This window comes from Streptomyces sp. NPDC058001, from assembly GCF_042886315.1.
Taxonomy (GTDB): Bacteria; Actinomycetota; Actinomycetes; order Streptomycetales; family Streptomycetaceae; genus Streptomyces.
On record NZ_JBHVQT010000010.1, the window covers coordinates 24,498 to 46,173 of the forward strand.

General features: G+C 70.0%; 21 protein-coding genes. 9 read left to right on the forward strand and 12 right to left on the reverse strand.

Annotated elements, in window-relative coordinates; translation table 11 throughout:
• The first annotated feature begins 1,062 nt into the window (after positions 1-1,062).
• Complete coding sequence (clpB, locus tag ACFVT5_RS24870; protein ID WP_389892031.1) at positions 1,063-3,702, forward strand: ATP-dependent chaperone ClpB; 2,640 nt, start codon at positions 1,063-1,065, stop codon at positions 3,700-3,702.
• A 125-nt stretch (positions 3,703-3,827) separates the two neighbouring features.
• Positions 3,828-4,358 (forward strand): YbjN domain-containing protein, encoded by a 531-nt coding sequence (locus ACFVT5_RS24875; protein ID WP_389892034.1) that lies wholly within the window; start codon positions 3,828-3,830, stop codon positions 4,356-4,358.
• Positions 4,359-4,404: 46 nt separating this feature from the next.
• Here ACFVT5_RS24875 and ACFVT5_RS24880 read toward each other — a convergent pair whose 3' ends face one another.
• The 5 genes from ACFVT5_RS24880 to ACFVT5_RS24900 form a co-directional block, all read right to left on the reverse strand.
• The gene (locus ACFVT5_RS24880) at positions 4,405-5,643 is read right to left on the reverse strand and encodes a hypothetical protein (protein ID WP_389892037.1); all 1,239 of its coding nucleotides are present in this window, start codon (positions 5,641-5,643) and stop codon (positions 4,405-4,407) included.
• 91 nt (positions 5,644-5,734) lie between these two features.
• Positions 5,735-6,529, reverse strand: a complete 795-nt coding sequence (locus ACFVT5_RS24885) for an aldose 1-epimerase (RefSeq protein WP_389892040.1) — start codon at positions 6,527-6,529, stop codon at positions 5,735-5,737.
• Positions 6,530-6,558: 29 nt separating this feature from the next.
• Positions 6,559-7,356, reverse strand: coding sequence for an SRPBCC family protein (locus tag ACFVT5_RS24890; RefSeq protein ID WP_389892042.1), 798 nt, complete (start codon positions 7,354-7,356; stop codon positions 6,559-6,561).
• Between the two features lie 64 nt (positions 7,357-7,420).
• Positions 7,421-9,049: a polyamine aminopropyltransferase gene (locus tag ACFVT5_RS24895; protein ID WP_389892045.1), complete on the reverse strand. Its 1,629-nt coding sequence runs from the start codon at positions 9,047-9,049 to the stop codon at positions 7,421-7,423.
• Between the two features lie 204 nt (positions 9,050-9,253).
• Positions 9,254-9,778, reverse strand: a complete 525-nt coding sequence (locus ACFVT5_RS24900) for a DUF2617 family protein (protein WP_389892048.1) — start codon at positions 9,776-9,778, stop codon at positions 9,254-9,256.
• Positions 9,779-10,707: 929 nt separating this feature from the next.
• On the opposite strand from ACFVT5_RS24900, the gene ACFVT5_RS24905 reads away from it, so the two are divergent.
• Complete coding sequence (locus tag ACFVT5_RS24905) at positions 10,708-11,907, forward strand: pyridoxal phosphate-dependent aminotransferase (protein ID WP_389892050.1); 1,200 nt, start codon at positions 10,708-10,710, stop codon at positions 11,905-11,907.
• A gap of 74 nt (positions 11,908-11,981) precedes the next feature.
• Here the strand turns inward: ACFVT5_RS24905 and ACFVT5_RS24910 are convergent, their stop codons facing one another.
• The 3 genes from ACFVT5_RS24910 to ACFVT5_RS24920 all read right to left on the reverse strand — a co-directional run bounded on the left by ACFVT5_RS24910 (position 11,982) and on the right by ACFVT5_RS24920 (position 13,583).
• A complete protein-coding gene (locus ACFVT5_RS24910) occupies positions 11,982-12,479 on the reverse strand; it encodes a prevent-host-death family protein (RefSeq protein ID WP_389892053.1) in 498 nt (165 codons plus the stop codon).
• A 79-nt stretch (positions 12,480-12,558) separates the two neighbouring features.
• Positions 12,559-13,332: a hypothetical protein gene (locus ACFVT5_RS24915; protein ID WP_389892056.1), complete on the reverse strand. Its 774-nt coding sequence runs from the start codon at positions 13,330-13,332 to the stop codon at positions 12,559-12,561.
• Positions 13,329-13,583: a hypothetical protein gene (locus ACFVT5_RS24920; protein ID WP_389892059.1), complete on the reverse strand. Its 255-nt coding sequence runs from the start codon at positions 13,581-13,583 to the stop codon at positions 13,329-13,331. The genes ACFVT5_RS24915 and ACFVT5_RS24920 overlap by 4 nt, the downstream gene beginning before the upstream one ends.
• A gap of 326 nt (positions 13,584-13,909) precedes the next feature.
• On the opposite strand from ACFVT5_RS24920, the gene ACFVT5_RS24925 reads away from it, so the two are divergent.
• The 6 genes from ACFVT5_RS24925 to ACFVT5_RS24950 all read left to right on the forward strand — a co-directional run bounded on the left by ACFVT5_RS24925 (position 13,910) and on the right by ACFVT5_RS24950 (position 17,913).
• Complete coding sequence (locus ACFVT5_RS24925; protein WP_389892061.1) at positions 13,910-14,746, forward strand: helix-turn-helix domain-containing protein; 837 nt, start codon at positions 13,910-13,912, stop codon at positions 14,744-14,746.
• On the forward strand, positions 14,746-14,967 hold the full coding sequence (locus ACFVT5_RS24930; RefSeq protein ID WP_389892064.1) for a DUF397 domain-containing protein: 222 nt from the start codon (positions 14,746-14,748) through the stop codon (positions 14,965-14,967). The genes ACFVT5_RS24925 and ACFVT5_RS24930 overlap by 1 nt, the downstream gene beginning before the upstream one ends.
• Before the next feature lie 15 nt (positions 14,968-14,982).
• Positions 14,983-15,192, forward strand: a complete 210-nt coding sequence (locus tag ACFVT5_RS24935) for a DUF397 domain-containing protein (RefSeq protein WP_389892066.1) — start codon at positions 14,983-14,985, stop codon at positions 15,190-15,192.
• Positions 15,193-15,449: 257 nt separating this feature from the next.
• Complete coding sequence (locus ACFVT5_RS24940; protein WP_389892069.1) at positions 15,450-15,788, forward strand: hypothetical protein; 339 nt, start codon at positions 15,450-15,452, stop codon at positions 15,786-15,788.
• A complete protein-coding gene (tgmB, locus tag ACFVT5_RS24945; protein ID WP_389892072.1) occupies positions 15,788-16,756 on the forward strand; it encodes an ATP-grasp ribosomal peptide maturase in 969 nt (322 codons plus the stop codon). Before ACFVT5_RS24940 ends, tgmB begins: the two co-directional genes overlap by 1 nt.
• Complete coding sequence (locus ACFVT5_RS24950; RefSeq protein WP_389892074.1) at positions 16,753-17,913, forward strand: methyltransferase domain-containing protein; 1,161 nt, start codon at positions 16,753-16,755, stop codon at positions 17,911-17,913. The genes tgmB and ACFVT5_RS24950 overlap by 4 nt, the downstream gene beginning before the upstream one ends.
• 13 nt (positions 17,914-17,926) lie before the next feature.
• Here ACFVT5_RS24950 and ACFVT5_RS24955 read toward each other — a convergent pair whose 3' ends face one another.
• From ACFVT5_RS24955 to ACFVT5_RS24970, 4 genes are all read right to left on the reverse strand, one after another.
• Positions 17,927-18,811, reverse strand: a complete 885-nt coding sequence (locus tag ACFVT5_RS24955) for an alpha/beta hydrolase family protein (RefSeq protein WP_389892077.1) — start codon at positions 18,809-18,811, stop codon at positions 17,927-17,929.
• A 118-nt stretch (positions 18,812-18,929) separates the two neighbouring features.
• Positions 18,930-20,141 carry a kynureninase gene (kynU, locus tag ACFVT5_RS24960; protein ID WP_389892080.1) on the reverse strand — a complete coding sequence of 404 codons (1,212 nt, stop codon included), beginning with the start codon at positions 20,139-20,141 and terminating at the stop codon, positions 18,930-18,932.
• Positions 20,134-21,021: a tryptophan 2,3-dioxygenase gene (locus ACFVT5_RS24965; RefSeq protein WP_389892083.1), complete on the reverse strand. Its 888-nt coding sequence runs from the start codon at positions 21,019-21,021 to the stop codon at positions 20,134-20,136. Before ACFVT5_RS24965 ends, kynU begins: the two co-directional genes overlap by 8 nt.
• Before the next feature lie 166 nt (positions 21,022-21,187).
• Entirely contained in the window at positions 21,188-21,601 is a 414-nt protein-coding gene (locus ACFVT5_RS24970; protein ID WP_389892086.1) for a DUF3151 domain-containing protein, read from the reverse strand.
• Positions 21,602-21,676 lie beyond the last annotated feature (75 nt).

A 21,676-nucleotide genomic window follows, 5' to 3' on the forward strand; every position in this document is an offset into this window, starting at 1 on the left:
CAATCCCCCCCCCCCCCCGCTGTGCCTGACGCTTTTCCCCCGTGTTAATAAATCGCGCTGGTGCTACCCCCCAGCCGCGGCGCCACCGTGGACCTGAAACACGGTGGCGCCGCTGCCGTTTGCTGTCCAGCATGGGTGACCGGTACATCCAGCTGCCGCTGTGTGTCGCGCCTCTACGCGAGCGGCACTCCCACCCACCCGCCCTCACGGGCGGCCCTGTCGACTACGTGCCGCTGCCCTGGCGGGCGGCCCCCGGACCTAGCGTCGGGCGGCGAGAAGTGCCGCTGCGCGGAGGGCACTCCCACCCGCCCGCCCTTTACGGGCGGTCCTGTCGACTACGTGGCGGTGGGAAAAGCTGCCGCTGCACGGCTCCGCTCGTCCTTACGTGCCGCCGCCGACGGTTCCGGGCGGGTGCCCCCGGACCTCGCATCACCGAAAAGTGCCGCTGCGCGGCGGGCTTCGCCGGGGCGCTCCCGCTCGTCCTTACGGGTGGCTCTGTCGACGGCGTGCCGCCGCCGGGCGGTTTCGGGCGGGTGCCCCGGGGCCTCGCGTCGCCGAGAAAGTGCCGCTGCGCAGGGCGCACTCCTTCCCGCCCTTGCGGGTGGCCCCTGTCGACTGCGCGGCGGCGCCGTTACGGGTGGCCCCTCGCGTCGCCGTTGTCGGAGTGGGGAGAAGATCCGCTGCGCGACGGGCGCTCCCGCTCGTCCTTGCGGGTGGCCCCGCACACTGCGTGCCCGCTTCCCGCGAGAGTGGTCCCCGGGGGCTCGTCCGAAGTGACGGGCGGCCCCGGGGGCCATGTGCCGTCGCCATTTCCCGCGCCAGCGGTTGAGGGGCGGGTGGGTGGGGGTTGCCCTGGTTGTCCCCGCGTGTCCGCCGTCGGCGATTCCGCCGGACCCTCGCCGCCGTGGTGCGCCACCGTCGCGGCCCGTCCTCGCCGATGTGCCCTAGGTCGCCCGTAAGGGCGGCTGGGTGGGATTGCCCTCCGCGTACTTGAGCCGGATTGGCTCAACTTTGTGTACGCTGGGTGAGTCAAAGGGGCATCGTCAGGAGGAGACAGCGGACGTGGACGCCGAGCTGACCAACAGGAGCCGGGACGCGATCAACGCGGCGACCAGCCGCGCCGTATCCGACGGGCACCCCGACCTGACCCCCGCCCACCTCCTCCTCGCACTGCTCGCCGGCGAGGACAACGAGAACATCATCGACCTGCTCGCCGCGGTGGAGGCCGACCAGGCCGCCGTACGGGCGGGGGGTGAGCGCGTACTCGCCGCTCTGCCCCGCGTCACCGGGTCCACCGTCGCACCGCCCCAGCCCAACCGCGAGCTGCTGGCCGTCATCGCGGACGCCGCCCAGCGCGCGAAGGAGCTGGGCGACGACTATCTCTCCACGGAACATCTGCTGATCGGTCTCGCCGCCAAGGGCGGTGGGGCCGGTGAGGTGCTCGCGCAGCAGGGCGCCACCGCGAAAAAGCTGCTGGACGCGTTCGAGAAGAGCAGGGGAGGACGCCGGGTGACCACACCGGACCCGGAGGGTCAGTACAAGGCCCTGGAGAAGTTCGGCACCGACTTCACGGCCGCCGCACGCGAGGGCAAGCTCGACCCCGTGATCGGCCGGGACCAGGAGATCCGCCGAGTCGTCCAGGTACTGTCGCGCCGCACCAAGAACAACCCCGTACTCATCGGTGAGCCCGGCGTCGGCAAGACCGCCGTCGTCGAAGGGCTCGCCCAGCGCATCGTCAAAGGCGACGTACCCGAGTCCCTGAAGAACAAAAGACTGGTCGCCCTGGACCTCGGCGCGATGGTCGCGGGTGCGAAGTACCGCGGTGAGTTCGAGGAGCGCCTGAAGACCGTCCTGGCCGAGATCAAGGCCAGCGACGGACAGATCATCACGTTCATCGACGAGCTGCACACCGTCGTCGGCGCGGGCGCTGGCGGCGACTCCGCCATGGACGCCGGCAACATGCTGAAGCCGATGCTCGCGCGCGGAGAGCTGCGCATGGTCGGCGCCACCACGCTGGACGAGTACCGCGAGCGCATCGAGAAGGACCCCGCCCTGGAGCGCCGTTTCCAGCAGGTCCTGGTCGCCGAGCCCACCGTCGAGGACACCATCGCCATCCTCCGCGGCCTCAAGGGGCGCTACGAGGCCCACCACAAGGTCCAGATCGCGGACAGCGCCCTCGTGGCCGCCGCGTCCCTGTCGGACCGGTACATCACCTCACGGTTCCTGCCCGACAAGGCCATCGACCTGGTGGACGAGGCCGCGTCCCGGCTCCGTATGGAGATCGACTCCTCACCCGTGGAGATCGACGAACTCCAGCGCGCCGTGGACCGGCTCCGTATGGAGGAGCTGGCCCTCGACAAGGAGACCGACCCGGGCAGCCGCCAGCGCCTGGAGAAGCTGCGCCGCGACCTCGCCGACAAGGAGGAGGAGCTGCGGGGCCTGACCGCCCGCTGGGAGAAGGAGAAGGAGTCCCTCAACCGCGTCGGTGAGCTGAAGGAGCGCCTGGACGATCTGCGCGGCCAGGCCGAGCGCGCCCAGCGCGACGGCGACTTCGACACCGCGTCCAAGCTGTTGTACGGCGAGATCCCCACCCTGGAGCGCGACCTGGAGGCCGCGACCGAGGCCGAGGAGGAGGTCGCCAAGACCGGGCCCGCCAAGGACAGCATGGTCAAGGAGGAGGTCGGGCCCGACGACATCGCCGACGTCGTGGGCGCCTGGACCGGGATCCCCGCAGGGCGTCTCCTGGAGGGTGAGACACAGAAGCTGCTGCGCATGGAGGAGGAGCTGGGCCGCCGCCTCATCGGCCAGAGCGAGGCCGTGCAGGCCGTGTCGGACGCCGTCCGCCGCACCCGCGCCGGAATCGCCGACCCCGACCGGCCCACCGGCTCGTTCCTGTTCCTCGGCCCTACCGGCGTCGGCAAGACCGAGCTGGCCAAGGCGCTCGCCGACTTCCTCTTCGACGACGAGCGGGCCATGGTCCGTATCGACATGTCGGAGTACGGCGAGAAGCACACCGTCGCCCGGCTGGTCGGCGCGCCCCCCGGCTACATCGGGTACGAGGAGGGCGGCCAGCTCACCGAGGCGGTACGGCGGCGCCCGTACAGCGTGGTCCTTCTGGACGAGGTCGAGAAGGCGCACCCCGAGGTCTTCGACATCCTGCTCCAGGTCCTGGACGACGGCCGGCTCACGGACGGCCAGGGCCGTACGGTCGACTTCCGCAACGCCATCCTGGTGCTCACGTCCAACCTGGGCAGCCAGTACCTCGTGGAGCCGCTGACCAGCGAGGAGGAGAAGAAGCAGCAGGTACTCGAACTGGTGCGGACCTCCTTCAAGCCGGAGTTCCTGAACCGTCTCGACGACCTCGTGGTCTTCTCCGCCCTCAGCCAGGACGAGCTGGGCCGGATCGCGCGGCTCCAGATCGACCGGCTCGCGAAGCGTCTCGCCGAGCGCCGGCTCACCCTGGAGGTGTCCGACGCGGCCCTCGCGTGGCTCGCCGAGGAGGGCAACGATCCGGCGTACGGAGCGCGCCCGCTGCGCCGTCTCGTCCAGACCGCTATCGGTGACCGGCTCGCCAAGGAGATCCTGTCCGGCGAGATCACGGACGGCGACACGGTCCGGGTCGACGCCTTCGGCGACGGCCTGATCGTGGGCCCCGCGACAAGCCCCGAGCCGGGTCCCGAGCCGGTCGAAAAAACGCTCTGAGCGAACCCCGGGAGGACCCATCCCCCAAATCGCGCCACGGACGCGCAAACCATGCCGGGCGGGGGTTGCCAGTACCCGCCCGGCATGAGGGAGGATGACTGAATCCGTACGAAGGGAAAAACACGGTGAGCATCGACCCGTCCTCGATTCCGAACTTCGGGGGCCAGCCAGAGCCGCAGCCCGGTGGACCGGCGGGCCCCGTCATCCCGGATCAGGACCTCGTGAAGCAGCTCCTCGATCAGATGGAGCTGAAGTACGTCGTCGACGACGAGGGTGACCTCGCGGCGCCGTGGGAGGAGTTCCGTACGTACTTCATGTTCCGCGGCGAGGACGACCAGCAGGTCTTCTCGGTGCGGACGTTCTACGACCGGCCGCACGCCCTTGAGGACAAGGCGCAGCTCCTTGAGTCGATCGACGACTGGAACCGTCGCACCCTGTGGCCGAAGGTCTACAGCCACACGCACGACGACGGCACCGTCCGCCTGATCGGTGAGGCGCAGATGCTGATCGGCACCGGCGTCAGCCTGGAGCACTTCGTCTCGTCCACGGTGAGCTGGGTGCGGGCCGCGATCGAGTTCGACCGCTGGCTCGTGGAACAGCTCGGCCTGGAGAAGGAGATCGACTCGGCGGAGAAGCCGGAAGACGACGACGAGTAACACGCGTACGCGCGTACGCGTGCCCCACGGTCCCCGCGCGGGACCGTTAGAGAGGTGCGCGCGCGAAGGCGATCAGATACGCCCCGTACGACAGCGAGAGCCCGGCCAGGAAGCCGACCACCAGGACGGCGTGCCACGGCCGGGCTCTTGCCGTGCGGGCCAGGGCCTGGGCGATCGGCAGCAGCAGCGGGAACGCGGGCAGCAGGAACCGCGGCTTCGACTCGAAGAACCCGGAGCCGCCGAGCACCACCAGCAGCAGTACGCCCGAGTAGACGATCAGGGCCACCGGCGCGCGGTCCACGATCAGCAGGCCGAAGAGCAGGACCGAGATCAGCACGATCAGCAGCGCCATCGGGAAAACGAACCGGCGCTCGCCGTGCGTCAGCATCCGTCCGACGAACGACACGGCACCGAAGTCGAAGCGTGAGCCCCAGTCGCTCTGCACCTTGAAGTAGCCGCCGAGCAGATCGTGCCGGCGATAGCCCACCCAGGCCACGTATCCGCACCAGCCGACCGGCGCGAGCAGCGCGCCCGCCCACAGCCGTGGCGGTACGTGACCGCCCTCTCGCCGCACCCGCCACACCTCGTACGCGGCACCGGCCACCACCGCCGCGAACACCGCCATGCCGTTCGGCCGGGAAATGCCCGCCAGGGTGGCCAGGGCGCCCGCCCAGATCCACCGGCCGCTCAGCACCGCGTACATCGACCACGCGGCGAAGGCGGTCAGGACGGGCTCCGTGTAGGCCATCGAGAGGACCACGGAGTGCGGGAGCAGCCCCCACAGCACCACCAGGGTCAGCCCGACCCCGCGCCCGTACAACCGGGTCCCGACGGCGAAGATGCCGACGGCCGCCGCTGCGGCGGCCGTCCATGAGATCAGCAGGCCCGCGGCGCCCCCGGACAGCGGCAGCACACCGCAGACGGCGTGGACCAGGCCCGGATAGAGCGGGAAGAAGGCGTAGTCGCTGAAGGTGATGCCCGGCCGGTAGTGCGTGGTGCGCCAGCCGTACCCGTGGACGGCGATGCCCATGTACCAGACGGAGTCCCAGGAGCGCCCGAGGAGCCTGAAGGGGCTGCGGCCGACGGCCGACGCCGTGACGAGGACGACGATCAGCGTGGCGATCCGGGTGGCGAGAAAGAGCCCCAGCGCGAGCGCGGTCACCCGCAGCCGCCCGGCCGGCGCTCCTCCCAGTCCCTTGAGGCGGCGGGCCAGCGACGGCTCGCCGCCCCGCTTCGTGCGGACTTTCCTGACATGCGGCGGTGCGATGGTACTTGGGTGGGTCACACCCGAACTCTGCGTTGCGAACCCACCCCGAGTGAGCTAGGCGCGGCCGTGCGGGCGGCCGAAACACCCGTCCGTACCGGGCCTCAGGCGGTCAGAGTGTGCGCCAGCTCCACACCGTGGTGACCTCCAGCGGCTGGATCGGGGTGACGAGCCGGGGCGTGGTGTTGAGGCCGTCCGGCGGCCCGGACTGCGGCTCCACGCAGACGGCGGCGTCCTGCTCGTCGTAGACGACGACCCACGGTTCGCGCGACGCGATCGTCAGTTCGAGCCGTTCGGGCCAGGTCAGTTTCACGTCGACGCCGTCCGGCATGCCGAAGCAGTCGTCCCACGGCCCCGGCTTCCGCTCGACGCGCCGCCCGGTCGGCAGATGGTCGGGTCCGCGTTCCTCCTGCCAGGCGGGCGAGAAGTCGATCCGCACGTCACCGCTGCCGATGTTCCGGTGGAACCAGGGGTGCCAGCCGGCCTGTGCGGGGAACGACGAGTCGTACGTCTCGACGCCGAGGGTCAGCGTCAGCCGGTCATCGGCGAGTTCGACGATCTGGGTGACGGTGGCGGGATACGGCCAGGGGTCGGTGAGTTCGCAGGTGAAGACGGCGCGGTCGGGCGCCGTGCTGTGGCGTGCGGTGCGCCATTCGGTGTCGCGTACGAAGCCGTGGATGGCGTGCGGCGGCGCGTTGAGCGGCATTTGGTAGACCTCGGCGCCGTCGCGGAACCGGCCGTCCCGGATCCGGCCGCACCAGGGAACCATCGGGAAGCAGCCGTACCGGTCGCCCTGGCGCAGCAGTTCGGTGCCGCCGATGCGCAGACTTCCGATCCGGCAGCCGTTTCCCGGCCGCACGGTGACTTCCGCGTCGCCCGCGGTCAGCGTGATGTCGTCGGTACTCACGCAGTTGACCCTACGGGGTGGACACCAGGTCAGCGGCGGCGGCGCAGGGCTCGGCCCACGACGATGGCGGAGGCGATGGCGAGCGCGGCGGCGGGCGCGGCCCAGCGGAGTGCGGAGTTGGGGAGGGCGTACTCCGGGGCGGGCACGGGGGCGTACCGGCCGCGCGGGGGCGCGTGGTCGACCTCTTCGGCGCTGCGGCCGATCATCGTCCGCCGGGCGTGCGCCGCTTCGGCCGGTGGGGCGCCGTCGTCCGCGTTCCCGAGGTCCTCGTCGTTCTCGTCGGCGTCCTCGTCCTCGTCGTCGAAGGCGGCGAAGGGGTCCAGGGACGACGGCGGAACGTCCACCTCCGACACGGCGGTGGGCAGTTGTTCCACCACGGCGGCCCCGGTACCCGCGCCCTCCGCGAGGGCCTCGGCGAATCGGTTGAGCAGTCTCCGCACCGCCGACCGCACGGCCTCGGGGGAGAGTTCGCCCGCGCGTCCGTCGGCGGAGGCTCCACCGGAGAAGGTGAGGACCGTACCCGTGATCCCCGCGCCGTCGTCTCCCGGGGCGAGCCGTACGCTCAGTGCGACCTTGACGCCGCCGGATCCGCGTACCTCGACGCCTTCGCCCTCCACGGAGAACCGGTCGGGTCCGCTCGGCGCGATCCGCAGGGCGCCCCGGTAGGTGATCGTCGTCCCGCCGACGCGGATCTTGAGCCGTCCCACGCCGGGCACCTCACCGGCGTCCTGCTGAAGCCCGGGGACCGCCCGTGCGACGGCGGCGGGATCGGTGAGCGCCTCCCGCAGAGGCTCTGCCGGAACCGGAACGAACACCTCATGCTCCATGGAAACCGAGCCTACCCAGTCCGGGCCGCACAAGGGGCCTGTCGGCTCAGTCCGTGTGACCGGTTCAGTCCGCGTAACGGGGATGCACGAGCGTCGACGGGGCGAGTCCCGGCAGCCGGGTGCGGGCGGCCTCGCGTACGCCCGCGTCGAGCGCGGGGCGCGGCTCGGGGCGGGTGCGCCCGGCGAGGACGATGCCCCAGTCGTCGGGCGACGCCTCGGGCGCCCCGGCACCGTCCGCCGTGCGGTCGGGCCCGGCCGAGAACCCGCTGAGCCGGCCGCCGACGCGGTACGGGGTGGTGCGCAGCCCGGCCGCGCGGACCGTCGCGTCGACCGTCCAGAACACCCGGGGCCGGGAGGTCACGGGCCCCGCGTGCACGGCGAGCCGCGCGCCCGGCGTGAGCACCCGCGACACGAGCCCGTAGAACTCCTGCGAGTACAGCTTGGTGCTGGCGGTGATGCCGGGGTCGGGCAGATCGGAGATCACGACGTCGTACGGGCGCCGGTCCTCGCGCAGCCAGCGGAAGGCGTCGGCGGTGGCGACGTGCACGCGCGGGTCGCGGTAGGCGTGCTGGTTGAGCGCGCTCAGGGCGGGGTCGGTGCGGGCGAGGCGGACCACTCCGGCGTCGAGTTCGACGATGTCCACGCGCCGGACGCCGGGGTACTTGAGGACTTCGCGGGCGGCGAGTCCGTCGCCGCCGCCGAGGATGAGCACGCGCGCGTGGGGGCCGTTCATCGCGGGACGCACCAGTGACGCGTGGTAGCGGTGCTCGTCGCGTCCGCTGACCCTGAGCCGCCCGTCGAGATAGAGGTCGAGGGGCCCGCGCGCGGAGCCGGTGAGGACGACCTCCTGGACGCCGCTCTGGAAGGCGACCCGAACGTCCTTGCCGTAGACGGCCTGGCGGGCGGCCCGTTCGAAGTCGTCCACGAGGACGGCGGCGGTGGCGAGGATGCCGAGGACGAGGACGTTCGCGGTCAGCAGGGTCCAGCGGCCCCGGCGGGTCAGGTCGCGGTGGAACAGGCCGAGGACGAGGGCGCCGCCCGCGACCGCGTTGACCGCGCCGGTGAGCAGGGCGCCGGTCAACTGGCCGAACAGCGGGAGGAGCAGGAAGGGGAAGGCGAGGCCGCCGACGAGGGCGCCCACGTAGTCGGCGGCGAACAGGTCGGCGACCGCGCCGCCCGCGTCCTGGCGGCGGATGCGCTGGATCAGCACCATCAGGAGGGGTACCTCGGCGCCGATGAGGACGCCGATGGCGAGCGAGAAGCCGACCAGGAGATAGCGGGTGTCGTCGGCCCAGGCCCCCTCCCAGGTGCCGGTCAGGGCACCGGTCCACGCGAAGGCCGCGTACAGGGCCATCGCGCTGCATCCGCCGACCAGCGCGAGCGCCGCCTCGACCAGGCCGAAGCCGACGGCGGGGCGGCTGCGCAAACGTTTCGCGGCGAGCGATCCGATGCCCATCGCGAACACCATCACGGACAGCACGACGGACGCCTGGGTGACCGAGTCGCCGATCAAGTAGGAGGCGAGGGCGACCAGTTCCAGTTCGTACACGAGCCCGCAGGCCGCACAGATGAACACCCCCGCGAGGACGAGGAACCGGCCCGTGCGCGCTGTGACGGGCAGACTCGCCCGGCCCTGCCGGTCCTGTCGGCGCCGGGGGGCGGGGACCGGAACAGAGGTACGCGGTTCGATCACGCTGCGAACGGTACGTCACGGTCCGATCGCGTCGAGTCACCCACACGTGTGGATCTGGCGCCGTCAGGCATGTTCGACACGGCTCGTACGGACGGGCCATTCGCACGGGAATCGGATGGGGTCACTCGTACGTGAGACGGATGGGGTCACTCGTCCGGTAAGCGGGTTCACGGGGGAGTGTGCCGGGGGCGTGCGGGCGCGCGGTCAGAGGGCCGCGGCCATCCGTGCGCCCACGCCGACCCGGGTCCGGGTCGCCACCAGTTGCCCGTCCTGCGGATAGGCGTGCCATGTACGCCAGTGCACATGGTCCTCGTGGCGCTGGGCCAGCATCGCCGTGAAGGCGTGCGGGCTGCCCGGGAAGACACCGGCAAGGCCGTTCGGATGGTCGGACACCAGAGCGATGAGTTCCTGTGCGCGGCCCGTGAACTGACCCCGCGACAGGGTCTCCACGCGGGCCGCGAATTCGTACTCCCAGTCGCCCACCCGTTCGGCCACGCCCAGCGGGAGGGGGGTGCTGCTGCCCGGGATACAGGCCACCGTCTCGGAGCAGGTACCGCGCTCTTCCTCAAGAAGTACCTGGTGGGAGGCGCCTAGGAGTCTCAATTGGAGTCTGACACCGGTGAGTTCGAGATCGAGGGTGGCCAGGGCGGGCAGCGGCTCCCGTCCCAGCGCCCAGGCGAGGTCGGACGCACTGGTGTCCGTATAGGAGGTCTTCAGGTTCGTGAGCATGGGTCGGCTCCGCTAGCACGCAAAGATGAGGTGAGTCCGGCTCGTCCGTGTGGGCGGGGATCGGCCCGGAAGTGTCCGCGCGATCGGGTGCCGGCTCGGGCCCACGAGAAGGATCCGCAGGCTGCCTTGACGTTTAAGAGGGAATCATGAACTTAGGCGCCACCACAGCGTTTTTACCCAACTTCGTAGGATTTCCATCCCCCCGAGGGCTGCTCAGCTCAACTGTTCACCAGGGTTGCCACGATCGGGGGGCGACGCGGGGGCGCTCGGCGCGGTAGAGGACGCACCGGCGGCGCCGGGGGGAGGGGCCTGTGAGGCTGGACGTGCCGACGGCGCCCGTCGCATCCCTTGCCGGATGCGTCGGGCGCCGCCCCATGTGGTGCCGTCAGACGGTGACCCGGCTCCGAAGCGTTCCCCCGCCGCTCCCGGCCCGGCCGCGGACCAGCTGCCCCGTGTCAGCTGCCTCCGCCGCAACCGCCTCCGCCACCGCCGCAGGAGGAGGACCCGCCTCCGCAGGAAGAGGATCCGCCGCCACAGGAATGACCACCGTGATCCGACCCGCCGGACGACCCGCCGGACGACCCGTCGAACGTGCCGCCGGACACCCCTCCGGAGCAGGACGAGCCACCGCCCGACCCGCTGGCCGCGCCGGCACCTCCGGCCCACCAGCTCTTGGACCGCCGCTTCTGCAAGCGGGCCCGCCTCCGCGCCGCGCTGGACGCCCCCCTCGTACCGAGAAAGACGATCCCAGCCACGATGATCACGATGAGGATGACGAAGACGATCATGTCCTCACCCTCCTTCCTTTCCCCCGTTGACTCCCCCGAGACGGACCCTCGTTCGGGCCCTCGCATCTTGCGTGAAAGGGGGATGCCCCCGCGCTCCCTTGGCCAAAGCAGAGTTGAGGAACTCCAGAGGTTCGGCGCAGGATGGCGGCCATGACCTCCACCTCCGGCCCGTCCCGCCCCTTGCTCAACCGCCGTCTCGCGGAGTTCGGTACGACGATCTTCGCCGAGATGTCCGCGCTGGCCGTACGGACCGGCGCCCTCAATCTCGGGCAGGGCTTCCCCGACACGGACGGCCCCGAAGCGGTACGGGAGGCGGCGGTACGGGCGCTGCGCGACGGGCGCGGCAACCAGTACCCGCCGGGGCCCGGCGTTCCGGAGCTGCGTACCGCGATCTCCGACCACCAGCGGCGTTTCCACGGCCTGTCCTTCGACCCCGACACCGAGGTCCTGGTCACGGCGGGCGCCACGGAGGCCATCGCCGCCTCGCTGCTCGCGCTGGTCGAGCCCGGCGACGAGGTGATCGCCCTGGAGCCGTACTACGACTCGTACGCGGCGAGTATCGCCATGGCCGGCGGAACCCGGGTGCCGGTGACGCTCCGGCCGCGCGACGGTGCGTTCCGGCTCGACCTGGACGAGTTGCGCGACGCGGTGACGCCGAGGACCCGGCTGCTGCTCCTGAACACCCCGCACAATCCGACCGGCACGGTCCTGACCCGCGCCGAACTCGCCGAGATCGCCCGCCTCGCCGTCGAACGAGACCTCCTGGTCGTCACGGACGAGGTCTACGAACACCTGGTCTACGACGACGCCGAGCACATCCCGCTGGTCACCTTCCCGGGCATGCGGGACCGTACGGTGACGATCTCGTCGGCGGGCAAGACGTTCTCGTTCACGGGCTGGAAGGTCGGCTGGGTGACAGCGCCGGCACCCCTGACGGCGGCGGTCCGCTCGGCGAAGCAGTTCCTGACGTATGTGGCGTCGGGCCCGTTCCAGTACGCGATCGCGGAGGCACTCGCCCTGCCCGACAGCTACTTCGCCGAACTCCGGTCCGGCATGGAAGCGAAGCGGGATCTCTTGGTGAAGGGCCTCGGGGATGCGGGCTTCGGGGTGTACCGCCCGTCCGGCACGTACTTCGTCACGACGGACATCCGCCCTCTGGGCACCGACGACGGCTTCGCCTTCTGCCGCGCGCTCCCGTCCCGGGCGGGGGTGGTGGCCATCCCGAACGCGGTCTTCTACGACCACCAGGGGGAGGGCGCTCCCTATGTTCGCTTCGCCTTTTGCAAGCGGGAGGAGGTATTGCGGGACGCGGTGACTCGACTGGGCCGAATCACTGCCTGACCGGCGCCTGGGCTGCGGAACCTATTCGGTGCCTGTCGCGGCCTCTGTCTTTCCGTTGATCACGCTCCATCCGGTCAGCGGGAGGACGCTGCGTGCACCTCGACCGGGCCGAGAGCGTCGCCGTCCAGGGGGCGCAGGGCGTCGCTGAGTTGCTCCGGATCGGCATTGATCCGGGCAGTCGCACGCCACGAGACGATGGCGCGGTGCACGGCCTCGCGCGCGCCCAACTCCGCCGCGTCGGAGAGCGCTTCGAGCAGTTCCACGGTGAACGCGCGGACTTCGTCGTCGTTCAGGTGGCGCACCCAGGGAAACACGTCGGGCAGCGCGAGAAGCAGTGAAGCGGCACCGTCGTTCCGCTTCATCAGGGCGAGGAAGAGCCGCGATGCGGTGGTCAGGTTCTCTTCGGTGCGTTCCGCGTGTACGGCGGTCGTCAGCACCATGTCGGGCGCGTCACGGTGTGTGACGCGCAGGCAGCCCACGGCGGCGGCTCTGGCGGCCACGGCCTTGGGGTTCCGGGACAGATCGGTGAAGGACACGGACTCCGGGTCACTTCCGAGGTGGGTGATACTCATACTCAGATTGTACTCAGACTGTGTTCTGATTCGCATGGGATAGATTCCCCGGGACAGCGCCCCCCGCGTGTGCGGGGGACTACTCGCCCTGGCATTCACCGGTACCGCCGGCGGTGTGATCTTTGCGGAGTAGGGCTTCTGTTCCGGGGTCGTGCAGAGCCCATGCGTGGGGGTGGGGGTGGTCCCTGTAGAGGGTGCAGGCGTCGTTTTGGGGGCCGTCGGCGGTTTCGCACCAGGGGAGGGACTCGTACCGCGGGGTGTCGCCGTTGTTCCAGCGGGCCCATAAGGCGTGGGTGGGTTGGTGGTCCCAGTCCCATACGTGGTCGGCGTGTTCGCCGTCGTGTCCGTGGCCGAGTTCGCAGTGGGCGCGGGTGGGTGCGTGGGCGAGGTCGTTGCCGAGGGCGCGGCCCTGTCCGGCGAGGATCGCGAAGAGGAGGCCGAGGGGCGGTACGGGGGTGGTGGCTTCGCACTGGTGCATGGTCTGTCCTGGAGGGAGGTGGCGGCAGGCGAGGAGGGTGTACGTGCAGTCCGCGTCCGGGACGACGACGAACAGGGGGTGTCCCGCCTTGATCCGTTCACGGGCGACCCGTTGTCTGTGCCGGTCCTCGGCCCAGGTACGTAACTCGGTGGGGCAGTCGGGTCCCGTCGCCGTCGCCTGGCGTGCGGCTGGCGGCAGCCAGGGCGAGTGTGCGGGGTCGGGGTCGAGTCGGTTCGCGATGTGTAGTGCTTGGCCGCTTAGCCAGCGGAGGGCGAGGACGGGGGAGATGGTGTGGTGGGTGCCGAGGATGTGGTGGGCGGTGTGTCCGGTGCCGTAGACGGGGCCTTCGGCGTGGACTTCGGACCGGTAGTTCATACGGGTCCTTCGCGCCACATCACCCAGGGGCGTTCGATGACTTCGGCGTAGCTGGTGTGGTCGGGGTGGGTACGGAGGTGGGTGAAGGTCCAGGTCTGGGGTTCGGTCGGGTCGGTGCTGGTGGGTGACGTGGCGTTGCATGCGGTGTCGTCGGTGTTGAGGGTGAGGCACCGGTAGGCGTAGGTGAGTTGGGGGGCGTCGGGGTCAAGATCCGGCCGTAATGTCCAGCGGACGAATCCGAGGGTGGTCACAGGTACTCACCCCGACTCCGGGCGTTCATCCGGGAGTTCTCCGCGCGTAAGCGCTGTTCGGGACTTGCCGGCCGTACGTCCTGTGGGTCAACGGTCCATTCCCTACCGCCAGTTACTGGGCGCAGGGACCATAGTCCGCACCACTCACCCCGGAACTCGCCGATCCGGTTCTGTGCGTCGACCATGAGCGTGCCGGGGGTCGGAAGGTTCTTTTCGGACACCATCGTTCCTCTCCGTAGCGGTTCCACTACCGGGAGGAATTAGGCTGACCCACAGTTGGAACCTGATCAACGTGGCCTGGCAGCAAGATAAGTTGGGGGTGATGGGTGAACCGGAAAGAGCTGGACCCGGAGAGCAGCCCGCAGGCAGCGTTCGGCGCACGTCTACGCAGCTCACGCGAGGCACGCGGCTGGAAACAAGACGAACTCTCCACTCAGATGGGCATTTCCAGCGGGCATATTTCGGGCGTTGAAACTGCTCGCAAGATGCCATCTTTACGCTTCGCGAAAGCTGCTGATGTGGCCTTTGGCTTGACCGGCCTGGTGGATACGTTCGAACGCCAGTGGCGGGAGATTCAGCACGGCAGCTTGCTGGAGGGCTTCCCCGAGTACGTCGGCTACGAGGGGCGTGCGGCGGAGATCCGGCTGTTCGAGTCAGGAGTGATCCCCGGGCCGCTCCAGACGCTGGAGTACGCACGGGCGTTGGCGGACTACGCGGTGCAGCGAGGTGACATCACGCCCGAACAAGCCGCTGAACGAATTGACTTCCTGATAGAACGGCAAGCCGCGCTTGTTCGGACGCCGCCGCCGGTCATCTTCGCGGTACTGGACGAGAGCTGCATCCGTCGACCCATCGGGGGCCCCGCCATCATGGCAGGCCAGTTCGCGCGACTGATCGAGTTCGCCAAGGAGCCGAACACGGCATTCCAGATCGCTCCGTTCGCCATGGGGGGACGGAAGCCGTTCATTCGGTTGGTCCACCTTCTGACGCTGTCGGACCGGTCTGTGATGTCCTACGTCGAGTCGCAGACGCAAGGGCACCTGGACCGTGAGCTGCCCTCCGTAGTGCCGTTGATGAGGAACTACCATCAACTACAGATCGAGGCAGCTTCTCAGGCGGAATCTGTCGCCATGATCGAAGAGCTACGAAGGGCAACGATGTGATGACCACGACCAACTCTCCCCCCTTGCGGTGGGTGAAGTCCTCGTACAGCGTTGAGAATGGCGGGTCCTGCGTCGAGTGGGCCCCGGCGCATGCGTCCGCGACCGGCATAGTCCCCGTCCGTGACTCGAAGGACCCGCGCGGCCCGGTGCTGAACCTCCCCGCCGATGCGTTCACGTCCTTCGTTTCGGGCATCAAGACGGGAGACTTCGACACCGTCTGACCGAAGGGGCACCCCGTGACGACCGAGTCTCCGCGTTGGTTCAAGTCTTCGTACAGCGAGAACGGTGGCGCCTGCGTTGAGGTCGCCGCCAACCTCGTCGCTTCGTGTGGCGTGGTCCCGGTCCGTGACTTCAAGAATCCGACCGGTCCGGTGCTGGACTTCCCCGCCGATGCGTTCACGTCCTTCGTGACGGGCATCAAGGCCGGGCGGTTCGGCGCCCTCTGAACTTTCGCCAACGCCCTGTCATGCCCCCGAGTCGGGAGGCACGGCGGGGTTGCGGCCATGACGGCCCGCACGAGGCATTCCCCCGGGATCTCGGGTGGCTGCGAGGAGACGAACACGCCTCCTGGGCGCCGATTTGTCGTGATGCGAGCTGGAACCCGGCCGGCGCTACGTCCAGCCCCTTCACTATGCGTGAGCGACCGGACACACTTGATGCACTGTCGGCTACTTCCCAGCCTTCCTGCGAGAAAGGGGAAGTCATGTCCATTGCACGGGTTCGAGACCGCCGCGCCGTCGGCCTGGCGCTCGACGTACCAGAACTGCGGTTGCCACTGAGTACCGATGGTGCCGCAGCCATGCCGGATCTGTCCGACGGAGAGGGACCGTTACCGTTCGCCTTCCGCTTTTTGGTACCGGTGTCTGGTACGGGCGGCATCCTGCCGAGCGACATCGAGTACGACGAGGACTCGCAGACATGCACCTACGAGGACATGCCACCCGGTGTCTACATGACCAAGAACCCCCCGAAGACCTACGGGCCGACGGCGCCGTCGGGCCAGATGGACGCGCCGGACGACCCGGGACCGAGTGACGACTGATGACCGACGCCGGTCAGATTCTCATCCTGGCGGGTCGCTTCGACCCGACCTGTGATCTGGTGGTTGAGGAACTGAACCGGCGTGCCCTGCCCGTCTTCCGGGCAGACATGTCCGAGTTCCCGCTGAGACTGACGCTCGCCGCGAGCCTCAGCGGGAGTCGGTGGCACGGCACACTGAGCAACGACCGTCGCACGCTCGACCTGGCGTCAGTGCGTTCCGTCTACTACCGACGTCCCACTCGCCCGAAGTTTCCCCAGCGGATGAGCCCCCAAGCCCGCAAGGTCGCCGAGACCGAAGCGCGGTCGGGCTTCGGGGGACTGTTGTCAGCTCTGCCGTGCAGGTGGCTTCCTCCCCCGGGGAAGGCGGCCGATGCCGAGTACAAGCCGCTGCAACTGCGTGTCGCCGCCGAGGTGGGGCTGAGTGTTCCCCGGACTCTGATCACCAACGACCCTGATGCGGCAAGGCACTTCGCCGATTCGATCGGTGGACCTCTCGTGTACAAGCCGTTCTCTCCCGTACGCGGCACCGTGCATGGCGAGACCGCAGCCGTGTACGCGAGCATCATCACCGCTGACGACCTCCCGCACCCGGACATCGGGACGACCGCCCACCTGTTCCAGGAGTGGGTGCCCAAGGCGCACGAAGTGCGGCTGACTGCGATTGACGGCCGGATATTCGCTGCCGAGATCCACGCCGACTCCGACGCCGGTCACGTCGACTGGCGCAGCGACTACGACAGCCACACGTACGAGATCTGCGAGCCGCCGCCCGAAGTGGCCACCGGAGTTCTGCGGATGCTCGGCCGGCTCGGGCTGCCGTACGGTGCCTTCGACTTCGTGGTCACCCCGGAGGGGAACTGGCGATTCGTTGAGGTGAACCCGAGTGGACAGTACGGGTTCATCGAGCAGGCGACGGGACTGGCGATCACGGCCGCGATCTGTGACTACCTGGAAGGAAACAGCCAGTGACGGGCATCCTCGGTGATGAGCAGCGGCTCCTTGCCTCTCGTGTTGGCCTTGCGCGGCAGATCGACAGGGGAAGCGTGGTGCTGTCGTCCCGGCTGGCTGGGGCCTTTCTCAATGTGCCCCGGCACCCCTTCGTGCCCGTCTTCTATCGGCGTGACGGTGAACGGTTCGTCCCGTGGCGTGTGAAGGACGGGGATCCGGAGGCGTGGCTCGATGCCGTGTACGCGGACGACTCCCTTGTCACCGAAGTGGACGGCATCCATGCCGAGGTCGCCGCCCCCGAGGGGTTGATCGGTGTTCCCACGTCGTCCTCCACCGCACCGAGCCTCATGGCGGACATGCTCGACGCCCTTGACGTGAGCGAGGGGAACGAGGTCTACGAAGTCGGCACCGGCACGGGCTACAACGCGGGCGCGCTCTCCTTCCTCGCCGGGGACCGGCACGTCACCACCGTGGACCGCACCGAAGCGCTCACGGACAGAGCCCGCCGGCGGCTGAATGCCATGGGATTCGACCCGCTCGTGCTTCATGGCGACGGAGCGCGGGACTTTCCCGAAGACGCCACGTACGACCGCCTCATCGCCACGGCCTCCGTGCCCCGCGTCCCGCGCGAGTGGCTGAAGCGGCTGCGCCCCGGCGGCATCATGGTCGTCCCCGTGAAGGGCACACTCGCCGGTGGGACGGTCGCCCGGCTCACCAAGCTTCGTGACGGCGCGGCGGTCGGCCACATCCTGCACACACCCGCCGCGTTCATGCCGCTGAAGACCGGCCCGCAGGTGCCCCCGCAGATGCCCGACGTCCCGGACCGCCCGGGGCGGAAGACCGCACTCTCAGCGCGCGTACTGGACGACTGGACGTTCTCGTTCTTCGCCCAACTCCACATGCCCGCCGGCCTCGTCCGCACGTACGGACGGCAGGGAACGATCCTGTACGACCCCGCCGACGGCTCGGTGACCCGCGTCGCCGACATGCACGAGGGGCCGCCCTTCGTCACCTCCACCGGGCCGAGCGACCTGTGGCGGCCGATCGAAGCCGCCCACCGCCTGTGGCAGCGCCTCAACCGGCCCCGCCGCGAATGGTTCACCGTCGAAGTCACGCCGGTGGAGCAGTCCGTGAGGTACACCGCCCCGGACGGCGAGGTCCACTGCTGGCTGCTGTAGTCAGGACGCGGGCCTACCAGGCCAGTTGGGCGATTTCCTCCGCTACCACCGCGCAGGCGTCCGCCGTCGGGTCGATCAGGGCATAGTGGCCGACGTCCTCCAGGAGTGTCAGGCCCACCACCTCGCCCGCTCTGGCCGCCGCCTCCGCGTAGGACTCGGCGACGGCGTGCGGCACCTCCGTGTCGGTGCGGCCCTGGACCAGGGCCGTCGCGATGCCGGTGGGGAGCAGGGTGACCGGATCCGCGTACGGGAGCCGGTCCTCGAAGTGGTCCTTGCCGCCGAGGAGTTGGAGCACCGCGCCGGAACACACGTCGAGCTGTTCGGCGACCCGGAAGTCGGCGATCGGGGCCAGGGCGACGACACCGCGCAGTTGGGCGGGGCGCGCGGTGCGCCAAGGCGAGTCGGCGGGCAGGACATGCCGGGCCGCGGCCCAGAGCGCGAGGTGCCCGCCCGCCGAGTGCCCGGTCAGTACCGTCCGCCGGGAATCGGCCTGCGGCAGGGCGTCCCGTACGAGAGTCGGCAGCGCGTCCCATGCCGCGGCCAGGTCGTCGAAGGTTTCCGGCCAGCGCCCCGCGACCGGACTCTCGCCCTGTACCGGTACGGCGGTGCCCCTGCGGTACTCGACCACCGCGACGGCGAACCCCCTGCGGGCCAGGAAGTCCGCGAACGGCGTGATGTGCCGCCGGTCGTACGGGGCCCGCCACGCGCCGCCGTGCACCACGACGACGAGCGGCACCGAACGGTCCGGGACGACGCCGTCACCCGCGCGCGGGGCGTAGAAGTCGATCACCTGGTCCGGGTGGCTCCCGTACGCGGCGGTCGCGTCGGGGTCCACGGCGGGGTGCGCGAACGCCGACTCCTCTTCTGCGGCGGCGCGGGCAGCGGCGTCGTCCGGCATGCTCCAACCTCTCAGCGGCAAAACGGAATTGATCTTTTCGACCGATGGCAGGGGACGGTATCAGCCGACGGTGTGTATGCCGTACTGCTCACCAGCCGTGACAGCTCGTCCCCGCCCGTCACAGCTCGTCGGCCAGTGCCCGTGCCGCCCTTTCCGTGTCCGCGTAGCCCACGTACAGCGGTGTGAAGCCGAAGCGGAGGGTGTCCGGGGCCCGGTAGTCGCCGACCACGCCCTTGTCGATCAGCCGGGCCATGATCTTGCCCGCGTCGGAGCAGCGTAGGGCAACCTGGCTGCCGCGTTCCGCGTGGGTGGCCGGGGTGAGCACCTCGACCCTGCCCTCGGGCACATACGCGGCCACGCACTCCAGGAAGAAGTCCGTCAGCGCGAGGGACTTCGCCCGTACGGCTTCGATCGTGACGCCCTCCCACACGTCGAGCGCCGCCTCCAGGGCCAGCGTCGACAGGATGTCCGGCGTACCGACCCGGCCCCGCACCGCGCCGGGCGCCGCCTCGTAGTCGGAGCGCATCCCGAACGGGTCCATGTGCGAGTTCCAGCCCGGCAGCGGCGAGTCGAAACGGGGCTGGAGGTCCCGCCGGACATACAGGTACGCGGGCGAACCCGGGCCCCCGTTCAGGAACTTGTACGTGCAGCCCACCGCGAGGTCGACCCCGTGCGCGTCCAGGCCGACCGGCAGGGCGCCCGCGCTGTGGCACAGGTCCCAGACGGCGTACGCGCCCGCCGCGTGCACGGCCGCCGTCAGACCGGGCAGGTCGTGCAGGCGTCCGGTGCGGTAGTCGACGTGGTTGAGCAGGACCGCCGCCGTGCGCGGGCCCACCGCGCGCGGGACATCCGCCGGTGCGACCGGACGCAGCGCGCACCCCGTCATCCGTGCGGCGGATTCCGCGATGTACCCGTCCGTGGGAAAGGTCGTGGCGTCCACCACGATCTCGTCGCGTCCGCCGTCCGGGGCGGATGCGCGCGCCATCCGTACGGCACCCACCAGCGCCTTGAACACGTTGACGCTGGTCGAGTCCCCCACGACGATCTGGCCGGGCGCCGCGCCGACCAGGGGCGCGATCCGGTCGCCGATGCGTTCCGGCGCGGTCCACCAGCCGCTCTCCTGCCAGGAGCGGATACGCAGTTCGCCCCACTCGCGTTGTACGACGTCGGCCACGCGCGCGGGGACCCCGCGCGGGAGGGCGCCCAGTGAGTTGCCGTCGAGATAGACGGTGTCGTCCAGGGTGAACCGGTCGCGCAGGGGGGCGAGTTCGTCGGCGGTGTCCAGGGCGGCGGCCTTCGCGGCCAGGGAAAGTGCGAGCGGCTCAGACATGGCTGCGCGCCGTCCACAGCTCGGGGAACACGTTCTTCACGGCGCGTTTCTCCAGCCATGCCACGCCCGCGGAGCCGCCGGTGCCGGTCTTGGAGCCCATCGCGCGCCGGGTCGCCACCAGGTGGTCGTTGCGCCAGCGCCACACCAGTTCGGCGACATCGGTGAGGGCCTCGCCGAGCCGGACCAGGTTGTCGGGCTCGTCCCCCGATGCACCCAGTGATTCGCCTCCGTACACGGTCGCCCACACCGCTTCGACCCCGGCCGACGGCTCGTACCGCAGGGACAGGTCGCGGTCCAGGACGGCGGTCGGTACGGGGAGGCCGCGGCGGGCGAGCAGCCGTAGCACCTCGTCGTACAGGCTCGGTGCGTGCAGGGCCTTCTCCAGCTCGGCGTGGACGCGCGGCGCGCCCCGGTGCGGGACGAGCATGGACGCGGACTTCTCGCCGAGCAGGAACTCCATGCGCCGGTACATCGCCGACTGGAATCCGGAGCCCTCGCCGAGGGCGCCGCGGTAGGAGTTGAACTGCGCGGGGGTGAGCTGGGCGAGCGGGCGCCAGGAGGCGTTGAGGGCGTCCAGTTCCCGGACCGACCTCTTGAGCGCGTCGATCGCGACCGGGATGTCGTCCTGGCGCAGGGCCCGCGACGCGGTCTCCCACTCGTGGACGATCACCGTGAACCACAGCTCCATGACCTGGGTCGTCACCAGGAAGACCATTTCCCCGGGGTCGTCCGAGAGCGGGTGCTGAAGGTGCGTGAGCACATCCGCCTGGACGTAGTCCTCGTACGGAGTGGTGCCGGCGAAGTCGAGGTTGGGGGCCTCTGTTGTCTCCGGCGCCGTCGTGTGCGGCTCGTGGGCCCCGCTGCTTACCTCGTGGGACATCGCTGTCTCCTCGATACGTACTCCGGGTAGCGGTCCGCCCCTGCCATGTCGGCACGGGGGCCCCGGTCCCCACCGGGCATCTTCCGCAATCGTCCCCGGAAACGGCAAGGCCCGCCTGGCCAGAGGTCCAGGCGAGCCATTTCCGTACCCGTATGTCAGCCGTATGTCAGCCCAGGGTCTGGGCGGCCGTCGGCGAGGAGTCCTTCAGGAACTGGCTGCACCGCTCGTACTCCTCCTGCTCGCCGATCGCCTGGGCGGCGCGGGCGAGGGCGTGCAGAGCGCGCAGGAAGCCACGGTTCGGCTCGTGGTCCCAGGGCACCGGACCGTGCCCCTTCCAGCCGCTGCGGCGCAGCGCGTCGAGGCCGCGGTGGTAGCCGGTACGGGCGTAGGCGTACGACTCGACGACGCTGCCCCGCTCGAACGCCTCGTCGGCGAGCTGGGCCCAGGCGAGGGAGGAGGTCGGGTACTTGCCCGCGACCTCGGCGGGCGCGGTGCCGCCGGCGAGCAGCTCGCGCGGCTCCGGGTCGTCGGGCAGATGGGTCGGGGGCGGTCCCCCGAGCAGATTCTCGTGAATGGCCATGGGTTCCAGTCTCCCAGGTACAACGCCATACGCAGAGCCCCACCAACCGCTATGGGTGCCGCCACCCAGTACGAC